This is a genomic window from Caballeronia concitans (genome assembly GCF_001544615.1).
Taxonomy (GTDB): domain Bacteria; phylum Pseudomonadota; class Gammaproteobacteria; order Burkholderiales; family Burkholderiaceae; genus Caballeronia; species Caballeronia concitans.
Genome location: NZ_FCNV02000015.1, coordinates 1 through 16,910, shown reverse-complemented (window position 1 = coordinate 16,910; position 16,910 = coordinate 1). Strand labels below are relative to the sequence as shown.

Below are 16,910 nucleotides of genomic sequence, written 5' to 3'. Positions count from 1 at the left end.
TTCAGTTGGAGCGTTTTTTCTGCTCCGCGGCCACCAACTAACCCGATCCATCTCTCGACTAAACCAGCTTGGCCGGGTGACCACTTACTCGATAGCACCGGCACTTCCGGCACCACCGCCTTAACCGCCTTGTGGCGACCTGAAACTACTGCGAAAACCGGCGATTACTTGCCGGCCTTGGCGCGCTTCGCACCGTACTTCGAGCGAGCCTGCTTACGATCCTTGACGCCCTGGGTATCCAGCGAGCCGCGAACCATGTGGTAACGCACACCCGGCAAGTCCTTCACACGACCGCCGCGAATCAGCACGACCGAGTGTTCCTGCAGGTTGTGGCCTTCACCACCGATATACGAAATGACTTCGAAGCCGTTCGTCAGGCGAACCTTCGCAACCTTACGAAGTGCCGAGTTCGGCTTTTTCGGCGTCGTGGTGTACACGCGGGTGCACACGCCGCGACGCTGCGGGCAGTCCTGCAGGGCCGGCGACTTGCTCTTCGTCGTTTCCGACGCGCGGCCTTTGCGAACCAGTTGATTGATGGTTGGCATTGTTTAATCCTAAAAATGAACAAAATCGGCGCGTTTCCCACACGGGCAAAGCGTGAGGAGTCGCGCGTCTGACCTTCTCGCGACTGGGTTTACTCCGATCAACCGGAACCCCAAGAACGAGAACCTAGCATGATATTCTGAAAATCCTAATCCGGTCAACACGTTGCGTGAATTTATGCGCCACGCGCCGCGAGCGGATCAGTCCGCGCCGACGACATCCAGCAGTTCGTCGCCGAAACGCTCCAGTTTTCGCACGCCGATGCCCGGAATGTGACGCAAATCGTCGATGGTATCGGGGTCGCTGCGGGCGATCTCCGCGAGCGTCGCGTCGTGGAAGATCACGTAGGCCGGCACGCCGTCGGTCTTCGCGGTCTCCGCGCGCCAGGCCCGCAGGCGCTCCCAGCGCGACTTCTCGCGCGGCGACATGCCCGCGGTCGGATCGGCGCGCTCGCCGGTCCGACCGGCGGATTGCCGGCTGCGCACCGGCTTGACGTACTTGCGCAGCGTGACGCGCTCCTCGCCCTTGAGCACGGGCTTGCTGGCGTCGGTGAGGACGAGGGCGCCGAAGCCATCGTGATCGACGGCCAGATATCCGAACGCGACGAGTTGCCGGAACACCGCGCGCCACTCCGGCTCGGACAGCGCCGAGCCGACGCCGAACGTCGAGAGTTTCTCGTGCCCGCGCTGCAAGACTTTCTCGCTGCGCGTGCCCCGCAGGATGTCGATCAGATGCCCCGCGCCGAAATGGAAGCCGCTCGCCTTGTGCGCGCGATAGACGCACGACAGCGCCATCTGCGCTTCGCGCGTGGCATCGAACGATGCGGGCGGCTCGAGACACGTATCGCAGTTTCCGCACGGCTTGCTCGTCTCGCCGAAGTACGCGAGCAGGCGCACGCGCCGGCACGTCGCGGCTTCGCAGAGACCGAGGAGCGCATCGAGCTTGCCGGTCTGGACGCGCTTGTGGGCGTCATCGGCGTCGGATTCGTCGATCATCTTGCGCTGCTGCACGACGTCGCCCAGGCCGTAGGCCATCCATGCGTTCGCGGGCAGACCATCGCGGCCCGCGCGGCCGGTCTCCTGATAGTAGCCTTCCACGCTCTTCGGCAGATCCAGATGCGCGACGAACCGCACATCCGGCTTGTCGATGCCCATGCCGAATGCGATCGTCGCGCACATCACGATGCCTTCCTCGCGCTGGAACATCTCCTGATGCTTCTGGCGCGTCTCGAATTCCATGCCCGCGTGGTAAGGCAACGCACGAACGCCCTGCCCTTTGAGCCAGTCGGCCGTTTCTTCGACCTTGCGGCGCGAGAGGCAATAGACCACGCCGGCGTCCGTCGTACCGTCGCCGTTCGTGTGTTCGGCGCGGATGAAATCGAGCAACTGCGAGCGCGCGTTGTCCTTTTCGACGATCCGATACCGGATGTTCGGCCGATCGAAACTCGACACGAAGATGCGCGCGTCATCGAGCGCCAGCCGATGCACGATCTCGTCGCGCGTGATCGCGTCCGCCGTCGCCGTCAGCGCGATGCGCGGCACGTTCGGGAAGCGCTCGTGCAGCACGGAAAGCTGAATGTACTCCGGCCGGAAATCGTGGCCCCATTGCGAGACGCAGTGCGCCTCGTCGATTGCAAACAAGCCGACCGGGGAGCTTTCGAGCAAGTCGAGAAAGCGCGGCGTCATGAGACGCTCCGGCGCGACGTACAGCAAATCGATCGTACCGTTGCGCAGCGCGCGCTCGGTGGCGGCGGCTTCGGCGCCGGAGAGCGTCGAATTGAGATACGCGGCACGCACGCCGACTTCGGTGAGCGCGGCGACCTGATCCTGCATCAGCGCGATCAGCGGCGACACGACGATGCCCGCGCCAAATCCCGCTTCCTTGCGCACGAGCGACGGAATCTGGTAGCAGAGCGATTTGCCGCCGCCCGTCGGCATCAACACGAGCGAATCGCCGCCGTTCGCAACGTGCTCGACGATCTCCGCCTGCTGCCCGCGAAACGCCGGATAGCCGAAAACTTCGTTGAGGATCTGGAGCGAACGGGTCATGGCGGGAGGGGCGGACTGCGGCATGGAGGGATACGGGATTCTATCAACGCACGCGCCGACTTCACGCGCTTGTGGCGGCGTTAGCCATTCGGCAGAGGTGCGAACCGGAAAAAGTTGGGGCGAAAAAAAACCGCCCGGCGAACCGGGCGGTTTCAGTGCTGCGTTACTGCTCGGGAAAGGAAAGCGGCTCGCTTACTCGTTGGTATGCGGCTGCTGCTCCGTTGCCGGGGTTTCCGGCGTACCGAAATCGAATGCCTCTTCGGCAGCGATCTGGTCGAAGCGTTCGCGATCCGCCGACTCCTTCGTCTTGCGCGCCTTGTGGAACGCGAGACCCGTACCGGCCGGAATCAGACGGCCGACGATCACGTTTTCCTTCAGGCCACGCAGATCGTCGCGCTTGCCCATGATCGCGGCTTCGGTCAGCACGCGAGTCGTTTCCTGGAACGACGCCGCCGAGATGAACGAATCCGTCGACAGCGACGCCTTCGTGATACCCAGCAGCACGTTCTCGTACGTCGCCGGACGCTTGTCTTCCGCGATCATGCGGTCGTTCTCGTCGAGCATGTCCGACCGCTCGACTTGTTCGCCCGGAATGAAGCGCGTGTCACCGTTGTCGGTGATCTGCACACGGCGCAGCATCTGACGCACGATCACTTCGATGTGCTTGTCGTTGATCTTCACGCCTTGCAGACGATACACGTCCTGCACTTCGTCCACGATGTAGCGCGACAGCGCCTCGATACCCTGCAGACGCAGGATGTCGTGCGGATCGGCGGGACCGTCGACGATCATTTCGCCCTTGTTGACGACTTGACCATCGTGCACCAGCACCTGCTTTTCCTTCGCGATCAGGAACTCGTGCTGATTGCCTTCGAGATCCGTGATGACGAGACGCTGCTTGCCCTTCGTGTCCTTACCGAACGACGTCGTGCCCGTGACTTCCGCCAGAATGCCGGCGTCCTTCGGCGAGCGCGCTTCGAACAGTTCGGCCACGCGCGGCAGACCACCGGTAATGTCACGCGTCTTCTGCGCTTCAACCGGGATACGCGCCAGCACTTCACCGACCTGCACTTGCTGACCATCCTTCACGGTGATCAGTGCGCCGACCTGGAAGCCGATCTGCACCGAATGCTCGGTGTTCGGGATCTTCACTTCCTCGCCGTTCGCGTCGAGCAGCTTGACCTGCGGACGCACGCTCTTGCCGGCCTGCGAGCCGCGGCGCTTCGCATCGATCACGACGAGGGTCGAAAGACCGGTCACGTCGTCGATCTGCTTGGCGACCGTCACGCCTTCCTCGACGTTTTCGAACTTCACCGTACCGCCCCACTCGGTGATGATCGGGCGCGTCAGCGGATCCCATTGCGCGAGTTGCGCGCCGGCCTTGATCTGTGCGCCGTCGAGTTGCAGCAGCGTCGCGCCGTACGGAACCTTGTGACGCTCACGCTCGCGACCGAAGTCGTCCGCGATGATCGCTTCGCCCGAACGCGAGATGACGACCTGCTCGCCCTTCGCGTTGGTGACGTAACGCATCGTGGCCGTGAAGCGCACCGTACCGTTGCTCTTCGCTTCCACCGTCGATGCCACCGCCGCACGCGACGCCGCGCCACCGATGTGGAACGTACGCATCGTGAGCTGCGTGCCCGGCTCGCCGATCGACTGAGCGGCGATCACGCCGACCGCTTCGCCGACATTCACGCGCGAGCCACGGCCGAGGTCGCGGCCGTAGCACGCGGCGCACAGGCCATAGCGCGTTTCGCAGGTCAGCGGCGTGCGCACGCGCACTTCGTCGATGCCGAGACGCTCGATGTCTTCCACCGCGTCTTCGTCGAGCAGATCGCCCGACGCGTACAGCGTTTCCTGCGTTTCCGGATTGACGACGTCCGCCACCGCGACGCGACCCAGAATACGGTCACGCAGCGCTTCGACGACTTCACCGCCTTCGACCAACGCCTTCATCGCCACGCCGTTCGACGTGCCGCAATCGTCTTCGACCACGACCAGATCCTGCGTCACGTCGACGAGACGACGCGTCAGGTAACCCGAGTTCGCCGTCTTCAGCGCCGTATCCGCCAGACCCTTACGTGCGCCGTGCGTCGAGATGAAGTACTGCAGCACGTTCAGGCCTTCGCGGAAGTTCGCGGTAATCGGCGTCTCGATAATCGAGCCGTCCGGCTTCGCCATCAGGCCGCGCATACCGGCGAGCTGACGAATCTGCACCGCGGAGCCACGCGCGCCCGAGTCGGCCATCATGTAGATGGAGTTGAACGACTCCTGCTTCGTTTCCTTGCCGTCGCGATCCACCACGGGCTCGGTTGCGAGCTGCTCCATCATCGCCTTGCCGACGCTTTCCGACGTCGCCGACCAGATGTCGACCACGTTGTTGTAGCGTTCCTGCGCGGTGACGAGACCCGACATGTACTGACGGTCGTACTCCTTCACCTTCTTCGCGGCGTCGCCGACGATCGTCTCTTTTTGCGGCGGCACGAGCATGTCGTCCACGCAAATCGAGATGCCGGCGCGCGTTGCGAGACGGAAACCCATCTGCATCAGCTGGTCGGCGAAGATCACCGTTTCGCGCAGACCGCACTTGCGGAACGCCGTGTTGATCAGGCGCGAGATTTCCTTCTTCTTCAGCGGCTTGTTCAGCACCGAGAACGGCAGGCCCGGCGGCAGAATCTCCGACAGGATCGAACGGCCGACGGTGGTCGCGTACAGCGTGATCTTCGGCACGAACTTCGGCGCGCCTTCGCTCTGGTCTTCGTTCGCCACCATTTCGGTGATACGCACGTTGACGCGCGAAGCCAGCTCGACTTCCTTGTTTTCGTACGCGCGGATCACTTCCGACACGCCCGTGAACGTCAGGCCTTCGCCCTTCCCGTTCACCGCTTCACGCGACGCGTAATACAGGCCGAGCACGATATCCTGCGACGGCACGATCGACGGATCGCCGTTCGCCGGGAACAGGACGTTGTTCGACGCCAGCATCAGCGTGCGCGCTTCCATCTGCGCTTCGAGCGACAGCGGCACGTGAACGGCCATCTGGTCACCGTCGAAGTCGGCGTTGAACGCCGCGCAAACGAGCGGATGCAGCTGGATAGCCTTACCTTCGATCAGCACCGGCTCGAAAGCCTGAATGCCGAGACGGTGCAGCGTCGGCGCGCGGTTCAGCATGACCGGATGCTCGCGGATCACCTCTTCGAGGATGTCCCACACCACCGGCGTCTGGTTCTCGACTTCCTTCTTCGCGGCCTTGATGGTCGTGGCGACGCCCATCACTTCCAGCTTGTTGAAGATGAAAGGCTTGAACAGTTCGAGCGCCATCAGCTTCGGCAGACCGCACTGATGCAGCTTGAGCGTCGGGCCCACGACGATGACCGAACGGCCCGAGTAGTCCACGCGCTTACCGAGCAGGTTCTGACGGAAACGACCGCCCTTGCCCTTGATCATGTCGGCGAGCGACTTCAGCGGACGCTTGTTCGCGCCGGTCATGGCCTTGCCGCGACGACCGTTGTCGAGCAGCGAATCGACGGCTTCCTGCAGCATCCGCTTTTCGTTGCGGACGATGATTTCAGGCGCCTTCAGTTCGAGCAGACGCTTCAACCGGTTGTTACGGTTGATCACGCGGCGGTACAGGTCGTTCAGGTCCGAGGTCGCGAAACGGCCGCCGTCGAGCGGCACGAGCGGACGCAGTTCCGGCGGCAGCACCGGCAGCACTTCGAGCACCATCCAGTCAGGCTTGATGCCCGAACGCTGGAAAGCCTCGAGCACCTTAAGGCGCTTCGCGTACTTCTTGATCTTCGCTTCCGAGCCGGTGTTCTTCAGCTCCGTGCGCAGCGTTTCGACCTGCTCGTCGATGTTGATGGCACGCAGCAGTTCGCGCACGCCTTCCGCGCCCATTTCGGCACGGAATTCGTCACCGTACTCTTCGACCTTGTTGTAGTAATCCTCTTCGGTCATGATCTGCCGCGCTTTCAGCGGCGTCATGCCCGGATCGATCACCACGTATGCTTCGAAGTACAACACGCGCTCGATGTCGCGCAGCGTCATGTCGAGCACCATGCCCAGACGCGACGGCAGCGACTTCAGGAACCAGATGTGCGCGACGGGCGAGGCCAGCTCGATGTGGCCCATCCGCTCACGACGCACCTTCGCGAGCGTCACTTCGACGCCGCACTTTTCACAGATCACGCCACGGTGCTTCAGGCGCTTGTACTTGCCGCAAAGGCACTCGTAGTCCTTGATCGGCCCGAAAATCTTGGCGCAAAACAGACCATCCCGCTCCGGCTTGAACGTGCGGTAGTTGATGGTCTCCGGCTTCTTCACTTCGCCGAACGACCACGAACGGATCTTGTCGGGCGACGCGAGGCCGATCTTGATCGCATCAAAGACTTCTTCTTGTTGGACTTGCTTGAATAGATCGAGCAGAGCTTTCATTGCTTTCTCTCCGTAGTCCGATTAGTTGCGGTCGAGATCGATATCGATACCGAGCGAGCGGATTTCCTTCACCAACACGTTGAAGGATTCCGGCATGCCCGCATCGATCACGTGATCGCCCTTGACCAGGTTCTCATAAACCTTCGTCCGGCCCGTCACGTCGTCCGACTTGACCGTCAGCATTTCCTGCAGCACATACGACGCGCCATACGCCTCGAGCGCCCACACTTCCATTTCACCGAAGCGCTGACCACCGAACTGCGCCTTACCACCCAGCGGCTGCTGCGTGACGAGCGAGTACGGACCGGTCGAACGCGCGTGCATCTTGTCGTCGACCAGGTGGTGCAGCTTCAGGTAGTGCATGTAGCCGACCGTGACCTTGCGCTCGAACGGTTCGCCCGTGCGGCCGTCGTGCAACTGGACCTGATTCTTCGACGAATTCATGCCCAGGTTCTGAGCGATGTCGTCCGGGAACGCCAGATCCAGCGCGCGCGACATTTCGTCTTCCGTGGCGCCGTCGAACACCGGCGTCGCGAACGGCACGCCTTCGCGCAGGTTCTTCGCGAGTTCGACGATTTCGTCGTCCGAGAAGTTTTCCAGCTCTTCCTTGCGACCCGACTCGTTGTAGATCTGCGTGAGGAACTGACGCATCTCTTCGATCTTCGCTTGACGCTGCATCATCTCGCCGATGCGCCAGCCGAGACCCTTCGCGGCCCAGCCCAGATGCACTTCGAGAATCTGACCCACGTTCATCCGCGACGGCACGCCGAGCGGATTCAGCACGACGTCGGCCGGACGGCCATCGGCCATGTACGGCATGTCTTCGATCGGAACGATCTTCGACACGACACCCTTGTTACCGTGACGGCCCGCCATCTTGTCGCCAGGCTGCAGGCGACGCTTCACGGCGAGATACACCTTGACCATCTTCAGCACGCCTGGCGGCAGTTCGTCGCCTTGCGTGAGCTTCTTTCGCTTCTCTTCGAACGCGAGGTCGAACTGGTGGCGCTTCTGCTCGATCGAATCCTTGATCGCTTCCAGCTGGGCCGCTGCTTCTTCGTCCGCGAGGCGGATGTCGAACCAGTGGTAGTGGTCGAGATCTTCGAGGTACGCGAGGTCGATCTTCGTGCCCTTCGCGAGCTTCTTCGGACCGCCGTTCGCGACCTTGCCGTTCAGCATGCGTGCGAGACGCGAGAACGCGTCGCCTTCCACGATGCGCAGCTGGTCGTTCAAATCGAGGCGATAGCGCTTCAGTTCGTCGTCGATGATCTGTTGCGCACGCTTGTCACGCGTGATGCCTTCGCGCGTGAACACTTGCACGTCGATGACCGTGCCGCTCATGCCCGACGGCACGCGCAGCGACGTGTCCTTCACGTCGGACGCCTTCTCGCCGAAGATCGCCCGCAGCAGCTTTTCTTCCGGCGTCAGCTGGGTTTCGCCCTTCGGCGTGACCTTGCCGACCAGCACGTCGCCCGCTTCGACTTCCGCGCCGATGTACACGATGCCCGACTCGTCGAGACGGCCAAGCTGCACTTCCGCGAGGTTCGAAATGTCGCGCGTGATTTCTTCCGGTCCGAGCTTCGTGTCGCGAGCAACGACGTTCAGTTCTTCGATGTGGATCGACGTGTAACGATCGTCCGCAACGACCTTTTCCGAGATCAGGATCGAGTCTTCGAAGTTGTAGCCGTTCCACGGCATGAACGCGACGAGCATGTTCTGGCCGAGCGCGAGCTCGCCCAGATCCGTCGAGGCGCCGTCAGCCAGCACGTCGCCGCGCGCAACCTTGTCGCCCATCTTCACGATCGGACGCTGGTTGATGTTCGTGTTCTGGTTCGAACGCGTGTACTTGATCAGGTTGTAGATGTCCACGCCGACATCGCCGGCCACGGCTTCGTCGTCGTTCACGCGAATCACGATACGGCCCGCGTCGACATAATCCACCACGCCACCGCGCATGGCCTGAACCGTCGTACCCGAGTCGACCGCCACCGTGCGCTCGATACCCGTACCGACGACCGGCTTCTCCGGACGCAGACACGGCACGGCCTGACGCTGCATGTTCGAGCCCATCAACGCGCGGTTCGCGTCGTCGTGCTCGAGGAACGGAATCAGCGATGCCGCCACCGACACGATCTGCGACGGCGCCACGTCCATGTACTGGATGCGGTCCGGCGTGACCATCAGCGTTTCGCCCGCTTCACGCGACGACACGAGTTCGTCGGTCAGCGTGCCGTCTTCGGCCACCGCCGCGTTCGCCTGAGCGATCACGTAACGGCCTTCTTCGATTGCCGACAGATAGTCGATCTGGTCCGTGACCTTGCTGTCCACCACCTTGCGATACGGCGTTTCGAGGAAGCCGTATTCGTTCAGGTGCGCGTACAGCGCCAGCGAGTTGATCAGACCGATGTTCGGACCTTCCGGCGTTTCGATCGGGCACACGCGACCATAGTGCGTCGGGTGCACGTCGCGGACTTCGAAGCCTGCGCGCTCACGCGTCAGACCGCCCGGGCCCAGTGCGGAAACACGGCGCTTGTGCGTGATTTCCGACAGCGGGTTGGTCTGGTCCATGAACTGCGAGAGCTGCGACGAACCGAAGAACTCGCGGATGGCCGACGAAATCGGCTTCGAGTTGATCAGGTCGTGCGGCATCAGGTTTTCGCTTTCGGCCTGGCCGAGGCGTTCCTTGACCGCGCGCTCGACACGCACGAGACCCGCGCGGAATTGGTTTTCCGCCAGTTCGCCGACGCAACGCACGCGACGATTGCCCAAGTGGTCGATATCGTCCACTTCGCCCTTGCCGTTGCGCAGCTCGACGAGAATCTTGATCGTCGCGAGGATGTCGTCGTCCTGCAGCGTCATCGGTCCGATGATTTCGTCACGGCCGACGCGGCGGTTGAACTTCATACGGCCGACCTTCGACAGGTCGTACGCGTCTTCGCTGTAGAACAGACGGTTGAACAGCGCCTCGACCGCTTCTTCGGTCGGCGGCTCGCCCGGACGCATCATGCGATAGATCGCGATGCGCGCAGCCATCTTGTCGGCGGTTTCGTCGATACGCAGCGTCGACGAGATGTACGGACCCTGGTCCAGATCGTTCGTGTAGAGCGTCTGGATGTCCTTGACTTTCGCTTCGCGCAGCTTCTCGAGGACCGATTCCGTGATTTCCTCGTTTGCGTTGGCGATGACTTCGCCCGTTTCCGGATCGATCACGTTCTTCGCCAGCACGCGGCCGAGCAGATACTCCTCGGGCACCGAGATGAACTTCGTCTTGGCGTTTTCGAGGTCGCGAATGTGCTTCGCGTTGATCCGCTTGTCCTTCGTGACGATGACGTTGCCTTCGCGATCCTGGATGTCGAAGCGCGCGACTTCACCGCGCAGACGCTCCGGCACGAACTCCATCTGCGCGCCTTCGTTCATCAGCGCGAAGTTGTCGAACACGAAGAAGTTCGCGAGGATCTGTTCCGGCGAAAGACCGATGGCCTTCAGCAGAATCGTGACCGGCATCTTGCGACGACGGTCGACGCGGAAGTACAGCACGTCCTTCGGATCAAATTCGAAGTCGAGCCATGAACCGCGGTAAGGAATGATGCGCGCCGAGAACAGCAGCTTGCCGGAGCTATGCGTCTTGCCCTTGTCGTGCTCGAAGAACACGCCAGGCGAACGGTGGAGCTGCGACACGATCACGCGCTCGGTACCGTTGATGACGAACGAGCCGGTCGGCGTCATGAGCGGAATTTCGCCCATGTACACTTCCTGCTCTTTCACTTCCTTCACGACGGGCTTGCTCGGCGATTCCTTGTCGAGCAGAACGAGACGGACCTTCGCGCGCAGGGCGGAACAGTACGTCAGGCCGCGCTGCTGGCATTCCTTGATGTTGAATGCGGGCGGCGACAGCATGTAGCTGACGAATTCGAGACGCGCGAAACCGTTGTGCGAAACAATCGGGAAAACAGACGTGAATGCGGCCTGCAAGCCTTCTGCTTTGCGCTGCGAGGACGACGTATCTGCTTGCAGAAACGTCTGGAATGATTCAAGCTGGGTCGCCAGCAAAAAGGGAACTTGGTGAACGATGGGGCGCTTCGCGAAACTCTTGCGAATACGCTTCTTCTCGGTGAAGGAATATTGCATACGATCTCCGAATCACGGCGGGCGTTACCGAGGCGGGATACCTCGACGACACGGCCCGGTGTTCACCGACTGAGACCCGCGCGAGTGTCCGGGGAGGACGCGCGAATCTAGAAGCTTGGTGGTTGGCCGCTACCAACCGCTGGCTGACGGCAGCGGATGCCTGTGTTTCCCGCTACCCGACCAAACTTGCCTTCTGCAGTCGCTTCAGAAGACAAAGAGAACTACCGGAAGATTTTGCCGATTCGACCGTTCTCTTTGGCTTCTGCGGGGACATTTATGCTTGCTACGAAGCATAAAAACTCAGTCCCCACAAAGCACAAAAAGGCCGGCGGTGAAAAACCGCCAGCCTTCGCACAGCGCAATGAAACTTACTTGATTTCAGCCTTCGCGCCTGCGTCTTCCAGCTTCTTCTTCGCTTCTTCAGCAGCAGCCTTCGGCACCGCTTCCTTGATGGGCTTCGGTGCGCCGTCGACCAGGTCCTTCGCTTCCTTCAGGCCGAGACCCGTCAGTTCGCGAACAGCCTTAATCACGGAAACCTTGTTCGCGCCTGCTTCGAGCAGGTTCACGGTGAACTCGGTCTGCTCTTCAGCAGCAGCAGCAGCGCCGCCGCCAGCCGGGCCAGCGACTGCAACAGCAGCTGCCGACACGCCAAACTTCTCTTCGAACGCCTTGACCAGCTCGTTCAGTTCCAGAACCGACATCGCGCCAACGGCTTCCAGGATGTCTTCTTTTGCGATTGCCATTTGAAATACTCCTAAATTGAATTCGGATCGAGCTAGCGATCTAGCAAATACCTAACTGAGCGACGAGCGCCCAAGCGGCTGTGTTATGCAGCTTCGCCTTGCTTTTCAGCCAGCGCGGCCAGAGCGCGCGCAAAGCCGGAAACAGGCGCTTGCATGACGAACAACAGCTTGGAGAGCAGCTCTTCACGGCTCGGGATGCTGGCCAGCGCTTGCACGCCTGCCTTGTCCATCACCTTGCCTTCGTAGGAACCAGCCTTGATGATCAACTTGTCATTGCTCTTACCGAAGTCGTTGACGACCTTGGCAGCGGCAATGGCATCTTCCGAGATGCCGTAGATCAGAGGACCGGTCATCTGCTCAGCCAGCGGAGCGAACGGGGTACCTTCAACAGCGCGACGCGCCAGCGTGTTCTTCAACACGCGCAGATACACCTGTTGCTCACGCGCTTTCGCGCGCAGCTTGGTCAGATCGCCAACCGTGATCCCACGATACTCAGCGAGCACCATCGTCTGAGCCTTCGCGACTTGCGCGGCGACTTCAGCGACGACTGCCTGCTTATCTTCTTTGTTCAGTGGCACGGTTAAACCTCCAGATTCGATGCACTCGGGTGTCCAACCCTCATGCACCACGTTCGACAACGGCGTCCGACTGTTAGGAGTATTTCGATCGATCGGTGTGAGTCTCACGACGCACGACAACCGACTTCAACCACTGCAAAACTGTTTCGGGTTCGCCATCTGCGTTGGCTTGAATTAAGGCGCTGCCCGACTTCTGCACCGCCACCAACGGTCTTTGACAACCGGCTGCTTAGCTAAACTGCCGCTATGCAGCCGCCCAAAGCCCTTTGAGACGCGGTCTACCGACCGCGCCGAAATTTCTTACTGCGCCAGCGAGGACTGGTCCACGCGAACGCCGACACCCATCGTGCTCGACACGGCGACCTTACGCAGGTACACGCCCTTGCTCGTAGCCGGCTTCGCCTTCTGCAGCGCGTCGATCAGCGCTGCCAGGTTTTGACGCAGCGAAGCGGGTTCGAACGATGCGCGACCGATCGTGCCGTGGATGATACCGGCCTTGTCGACGCGGAATTGCACCTGACCTGCCTTGGCGTTGCGGACTGCCTGAGCTACGTCCGGCGTGACCGTGCCAACCTTCGGGTTCGGCATCAGGCCGCGCGGGCCGAGAATCTGACCCAGCGTACCGACCACGCGCATCGTGTCCGGCGAAGCGATCACGACGTCGAAGTCCAGGTTACCGGCCTTCACTTGCTCGGCCAGGTCTTCCATGCCGACCACTTCTGCGCCGGCGGCACGCGCTTGCTCAGCCTTTTCGCCTTGTGCAAAGACTGCAACGCGCACCGACTTGCCGGTACCAGCCGGCAGGACGACCGAGCCGCGAACCACTTGATCCGACTTCTTCGCATCGATGCCGAGCTGCACTGCCACGTCGATCGACTCGTCGAACTTGGCGCTTGCGCATTCCTTGACGAGAGCGAGCGCGTCGTCGATCGCGTACAGCTTCTGACGATCAACCTTGTTTGCGAGTGCCTGAAGGCGCTTAGAAAGCTTAGCCATTTACACGCCCTCCACAGTGATGCCCATCGAACGAGCGCTGCCTGCGATCGTGCGCACGGCTGCGTCCAGATCCGCTGCCGTAAGGTCCGGCATCTTGGTCTTCGCGATTTCTTCCGCTTGAGCGCGGGTGATGTTGCCCACCTTGTCTGTGTGCGGCTTGCTCGAACCCTTCTGAATGGCGGCTGCCTTCTTGATCAGAACGGTAGCCGGCGGCGTCTTCATGATGAACGTGAAGCTCTTGTCCGCGAATGCCGTAATGACGACCGGCACCGGCAGACCCGGCTCCATGCCCTGAGTCTGCGCGTTGAACGCCTTGCAGAACTCCATGATGTTCAGGCCACGCTGGCCCAGTGCCGGACCGACCGGCGGCGACGGGTTGGCTTTACCTGCAGGAATCTGCAGCTTGATAAAGCCGACGATTTTCTTTGCCATGTTGAAAACCTCTGCTGAACGCGTGAGCGTTCGGTGAGTGATAGCGCGCGTTCGACGAGACCGGCTACTGACGCTCCTCAACGGCCGTTACGCGGGCCGTAAGCGCGAATCGCGCAAGACCGGAAGGCCTCGCGCGACGTGTTCTGAATTACAGCTTCTCGACCTGCCCGAACTCGAGTTCGACCGGTGTCGAGCGCCCGAAGATCGTGACTGAGACACGAACTCGGGACTTTTCGTAGTTGACTTCTTCGACGTTGCCGTTGAAGTCAGTGAAAGGACCTTCCTTGACCCGGACCATCTCGCCCACTTCGAACAGCGTCTTCGGCCGCGGCTTCTCGACGCCCTCTTGCATCTGCGACATGATCTTTTCGACTTCGCGCGGCGAAATCGGGCTCGGACGGTTGCGCGCACCGCCGACAAATCCGGTGACCTTGGCCGTGTTCTTCACGAGGTGCCAGGTTTCATCGGTCATTTCCATTTCGACCAGGACATATCCCGGGAAGAAACGACGTTCCGTAACCGACTTGTGACCGCCTTTCACTTCAACGACTTCTTCGGTGGGGACAAGAATTTGACCGAATTGGTCCTGCATCCCTGCCCGCTCGATGCGCTCCTGAAGCGCACGTTGCACGCTCTTCTCCATGCCGGAGTAGGCGTGCACTACATACCAACGCTTTCCACTCGGGGATGTCGGAGTATCGCTCATATCATTTCCAACCCAGAATCGCCGAGAAAATCACCCATTCGATCGACTTATCGCTAAGCCACAACAGAATGGCCATGACGAGAACAAACGCGAACACCACCAGCGTGGTCTGCGTTGCCTCTTTCCGAGTCGGCCAGACAACCTTGCGTACTTCCTTGTAGGAGTCTTTGGCGAACGCGATAAAGCTCTTACCGGGCGCAGAGAGAAGGCCGACAGCAACGCCCGCGATAACACCGACAGCAAGCGCTGCGCCGCGGACATACCACTCTTGGCCGTCGAGCAAAAAGAAACCCACGAACCCGGCCAAGACCAACAATACACCAGCCGCCAACATCAGCTTGTCGCTGGAAGTATTAACAGTTTCGACGGAAGGATTCGCCATAACACCTTAAACAGCGCCACTTGGCGCAAGAATGTGGCAGGGGCAGAGGGAATCGAACCCCCAACCTTCGGTTTTGGAGACCGACGCTCTGCCAGTTGAGCTATACCCCTAAACCATTTGGGGCCGACGGTTTCGCCGACCCCGAAAACTACAGACTACCGAGAGATTTCTGGCTCTTACTCGATAATCTTCGCAACGACACCTGCGCCGACGGTACGGCCGCCTTCACGGATAGCGAAGCGCAGACCTTCTTCCATGGCGATCGGAGCGATCAGCTTGACGGTGATCGACACGTTGTCGCCCGGCATGACCATTTCCTTGTCCTTCGGCAGCTCGATCGAGCCCGTCACGTCGGTCGTACGGAAGTAGAACTGCGGACGGTAGTTGTTGAAGAACGGCGTGTGACGGCCGCCTTCGTCCTTGCTCAGCACGTACACTTCAGCCGTGAAGTGCGTGTGCGGCGTGATCGAACCCGGCTTGGCCAGAACCTGGCCACGCTCCACGTCTTCACGCTTCGTGCCGCGCAGCAGGATACCGACGTTGTCGCCTGCCTGACCCTGGTCGAGCAGCTTGCGGAACATTTCCACGCCCGTGCAAGTGGTCTTCACCGTCGGCTTGATACCGACGATTTCGATTTCCTCGCCGACCTTGACGATGCCGCGCTCGACGCGACCCGTCACCACCGTGCCGCGACCCGAGATCGAGAACACGTCTTCAACCGGCATCAGGAACGAACCGTCCACGGCGCGCTCCGGCGTCGGGATGTACGTGTCCAGCGCGTCGGCCAGGTTCATGATCGCCACTTCACCCAGCTCGCCCGTGTCGCCTTCCAGCGCCAGCTTCGCCGAACCCTTGATGATCGGGGTGTCGTCGCCCGGGAAGTCGTACTTCGACAGAAGCTCACGCACTTCCATTTCGACCAGCTCGAGCAGCTCGGCGTCGTCGACCATGTCGCACTTGTTCAGGAACACGATGATGTACGGCACGCCGACCTGACGGGCCAACAGGATGTGCTCGCGCGTTTGCGGCATCGGGCCGTCAGCGGCCGAGCACACCAGGATTGCGCCGTCCATCTGCGCCGCGCCCGTGATCATGTTCTTCACGTAGTCAGCGTGGCCCGGGCAGTCGACGTGTGCGTAGTGGCGGTTAGCCGTTTCGTACTCGACGTGCGCGGTGTTGATCGTGATGCCGCGTGCCTTTTCTTCCGGCGCTGCATCGATCTGGTCGTATGCCTTCGCTTCGCCGCCGAACTTCTTGGTCAGCACCGTCGTGATTGCTGCCGTCAGCGTGGTCTTGCCGTGGTCAACGTGACCGATCGTGCCCACGTTCACGTGCGGCTTGGTCCGCTCGAATTTACCTTTGGCCATTTTCGACTCCTAACAGGATTTTCGCACCTTGCGCCGCGCGCAACTTACTGGACTGATACGACTGGTGCCCATGGGCAGGATCGAACTGCCGACCTCTCCCTTACCAAGGGAGTGCTCTACCACTGAGCCACATGGGCACTAATTAACCGACATTGGAGCGGGTGAAGGGAATCGAACCCTCGTCGTAAGCTTGGAAGGCTTCTGCTCTACCATTGAGCTACACCCGCGAGGGTTGGATTCCCTTACCGCTTGAATTCTGGTGGAGGAGGTTGGATTCGAACCAACGTAGGCGTAAGCCAACAGATTTACAGTCTGCCCCCTTTAGCCACTCGGGCACCCCTCCGCAGAGAACTATCGATTATGGGGTAACAACACGCTCTTGTCAAGCGTTTCTTGCAACCCGGAACACGAGGCTCTCACTTATAGTACGACGAAACGCAAAAACCCCACCTTTATGGGGTGGGGTTTTTGTTTATTGCATGAGGAGCCTGACGATTACCTACTTTCACACGGGCAATCCGCACTATCATCGGCGTGGAGTCGTTTCACGGTC

11 protein-coding genes and 4 tRNA genes are annotated in these 16,910 nt (G+C 60.9%); all 15 read right to left on the bottom strand.

Going from position 1 to position 16,910, the window contains the following annotated elements; translation table 11 throughout:
• Window positions 1–164: 164 nt before the first annotated feature.
• The 15 genes from rpsL to AWB72_RS24750 all read right to left on the bottom strand — a co-directional run bounded on the left by rpsL (window position 165) and on the right by AWB72_RS24750 (window position 16,700).
• On the bottom strand, window positions 165–545 hold the full coding sequence (gene rpsL / locus AWB72_RS24820) for a 30S ribosomal protein S12 (protein WP_006998493.1): 381 nt from the start codon (window positions 543–545) through the stop codon (window positions 165–167).
• A 198-nt stretch (window positions 546–743) separates the two neighbouring features.
• Window positions 744–2,591: a DNA helicase RecQ gene (recQ, locus tag AWB72_RS24815; protein WP_040050475.1), complete on the bottom strand. Its 1,848-nt coding sequence runs from the start codon at window positions 2,589–2,591 to the stop codon at window positions 744–746.
• 192 nt (window positions 2,592–2,783) lie between these two features.
• The gene (rpoC, locus tag AWB72_RS24810; protein WP_040050476.1) at window positions 2,784–7,025 is read right to left on the bottom strand and encodes a DNA-directed RNA polymerase subunit beta'; all 4,242 of its coding nucleotides are present in this window, start codon (window positions 7,023–7,025) and stop codon (window positions 2,784–2,786) included.
• A gap of 21 nt (window positions 7,026–7,046) precedes the next feature.
• Window positions 7,047–11,153 (bottom strand): DNA-directed RNA polymerase subunit beta, encoded by a 4,107-nt coding sequence (gene rpoB, locus AWB72_RS24805; protein WP_040050477.1) that lies wholly within the window; start codon window positions 11,151–11,153, stop codon window positions 7,047–7,049.
• Window positions 11,154–11,521: 368 nt separating this feature from the next.
• The gene (rplL, locus tag AWB72_RS24800) at window positions 11,522–11,896 is read right to left on the bottom strand and encodes a 50S ribosomal protein L7/L12 (RefSeq protein WP_035970538.1); all 375 of its coding nucleotides are present in this window, start codon (window positions 11,894–11,896) and stop codon (window positions 11,522–11,524) included.
• A gap of 83 nt (window positions 11,897–11,979) precedes the next feature.
• Window positions 11,980–12,474: a 50S ribosomal protein L10 gene (rplJ, locus tag AWB72_RS24795; protein ID WP_040050478.1), complete on the bottom strand. Its 495-nt coding sequence runs from the start codon at window positions 12,472–12,474 to the stop codon at window positions 11,980–11,982.
• Between the two features lie 300 nt (window positions 12,475–12,774).
• A complete protein-coding gene (gene rplA, locus AWB72_RS24790) occupies window positions 12,775–13,470 on the bottom strand; it encodes a 50S ribosomal protein L1 (protein ID WP_040050479.1) in 696 nt (231 codons plus the stop codon).
• Window positions 13,471–13,902, bottom strand: a complete 432-nt coding sequence (rplK, locus tag AWB72_RS24785) for a 50S ribosomal protein L11 (RefSeq protein ID WP_040050480.1) — start codon at window positions 13,900–13,902, stop codon at window positions 13,471–13,473.
• Between the two features lie 148 nt (window positions 13,903–14,050).
• The gene (nusG, locus tag AWB72_RS24780) at window positions 14,051–14,608 is read right to left on the bottom strand and encodes a transcription termination/antitermination protein NusG (RefSeq protein ID WP_014192489.1); all 558 of its coding nucleotides are present in this window, start codon (window positions 14,606–14,608) and stop codon (window positions 14,051–14,053) included.
• A gap of 1 nt (window position 14,609) precedes the next feature.
• Window positions 14,610–14,990 carry a preprotein translocase subunit SecE gene (secE, locus tag AWB72_RS24775; RefSeq protein WP_040050481.1) on the bottom strand — a complete coding sequence of 127 codons (381 nt, stop codon included), beginning with the start codon at window positions 14,988–14,990 and terminating at the stop codon, window positions 14,610–14,612.
• 34 nt (window positions 14,991–15,024) lie between these two features.
• Window positions 15,025–15,100, bottom strand: a tRNA-Trp gene (locus tag AWB72_RS24770).
• A gap of 66 nt (window positions 15,101–15,166) precedes the next feature.
• Window positions 15,167–16,357, bottom strand: a complete 1,191-nt coding sequence (tuf, locus tag AWB72_RS24765; RefSeq protein ID WP_040050473.1) for an elongation factor Tu — start codon at window positions 16,355–16,357, stop codon at window positions 15,167–15,169.
• Between the two features lie 62 nt (window positions 16,358–16,419).
• A tRNA-Thr gene (locus AWB72_RS24760) sits at window positions 16,420–16,494 on the bottom strand.
• A 16-nt stretch (window positions 16,495–16,510) separates the two neighbouring features.
• A tRNA-Gly gene (locus AWB72_RS24755) sits at window positions 16,511–16,584 on the bottom strand.
• Window positions 16,585–16,614: 30 nt separating this feature from the next.
• Window positions 16,615–16,700: transfer RNA gene (locus AWB72_RS24750), tRNA-Tyr, on the bottom strand.
• Window positions 16,701–16,910 lie beyond the last annotated feature (210 nt).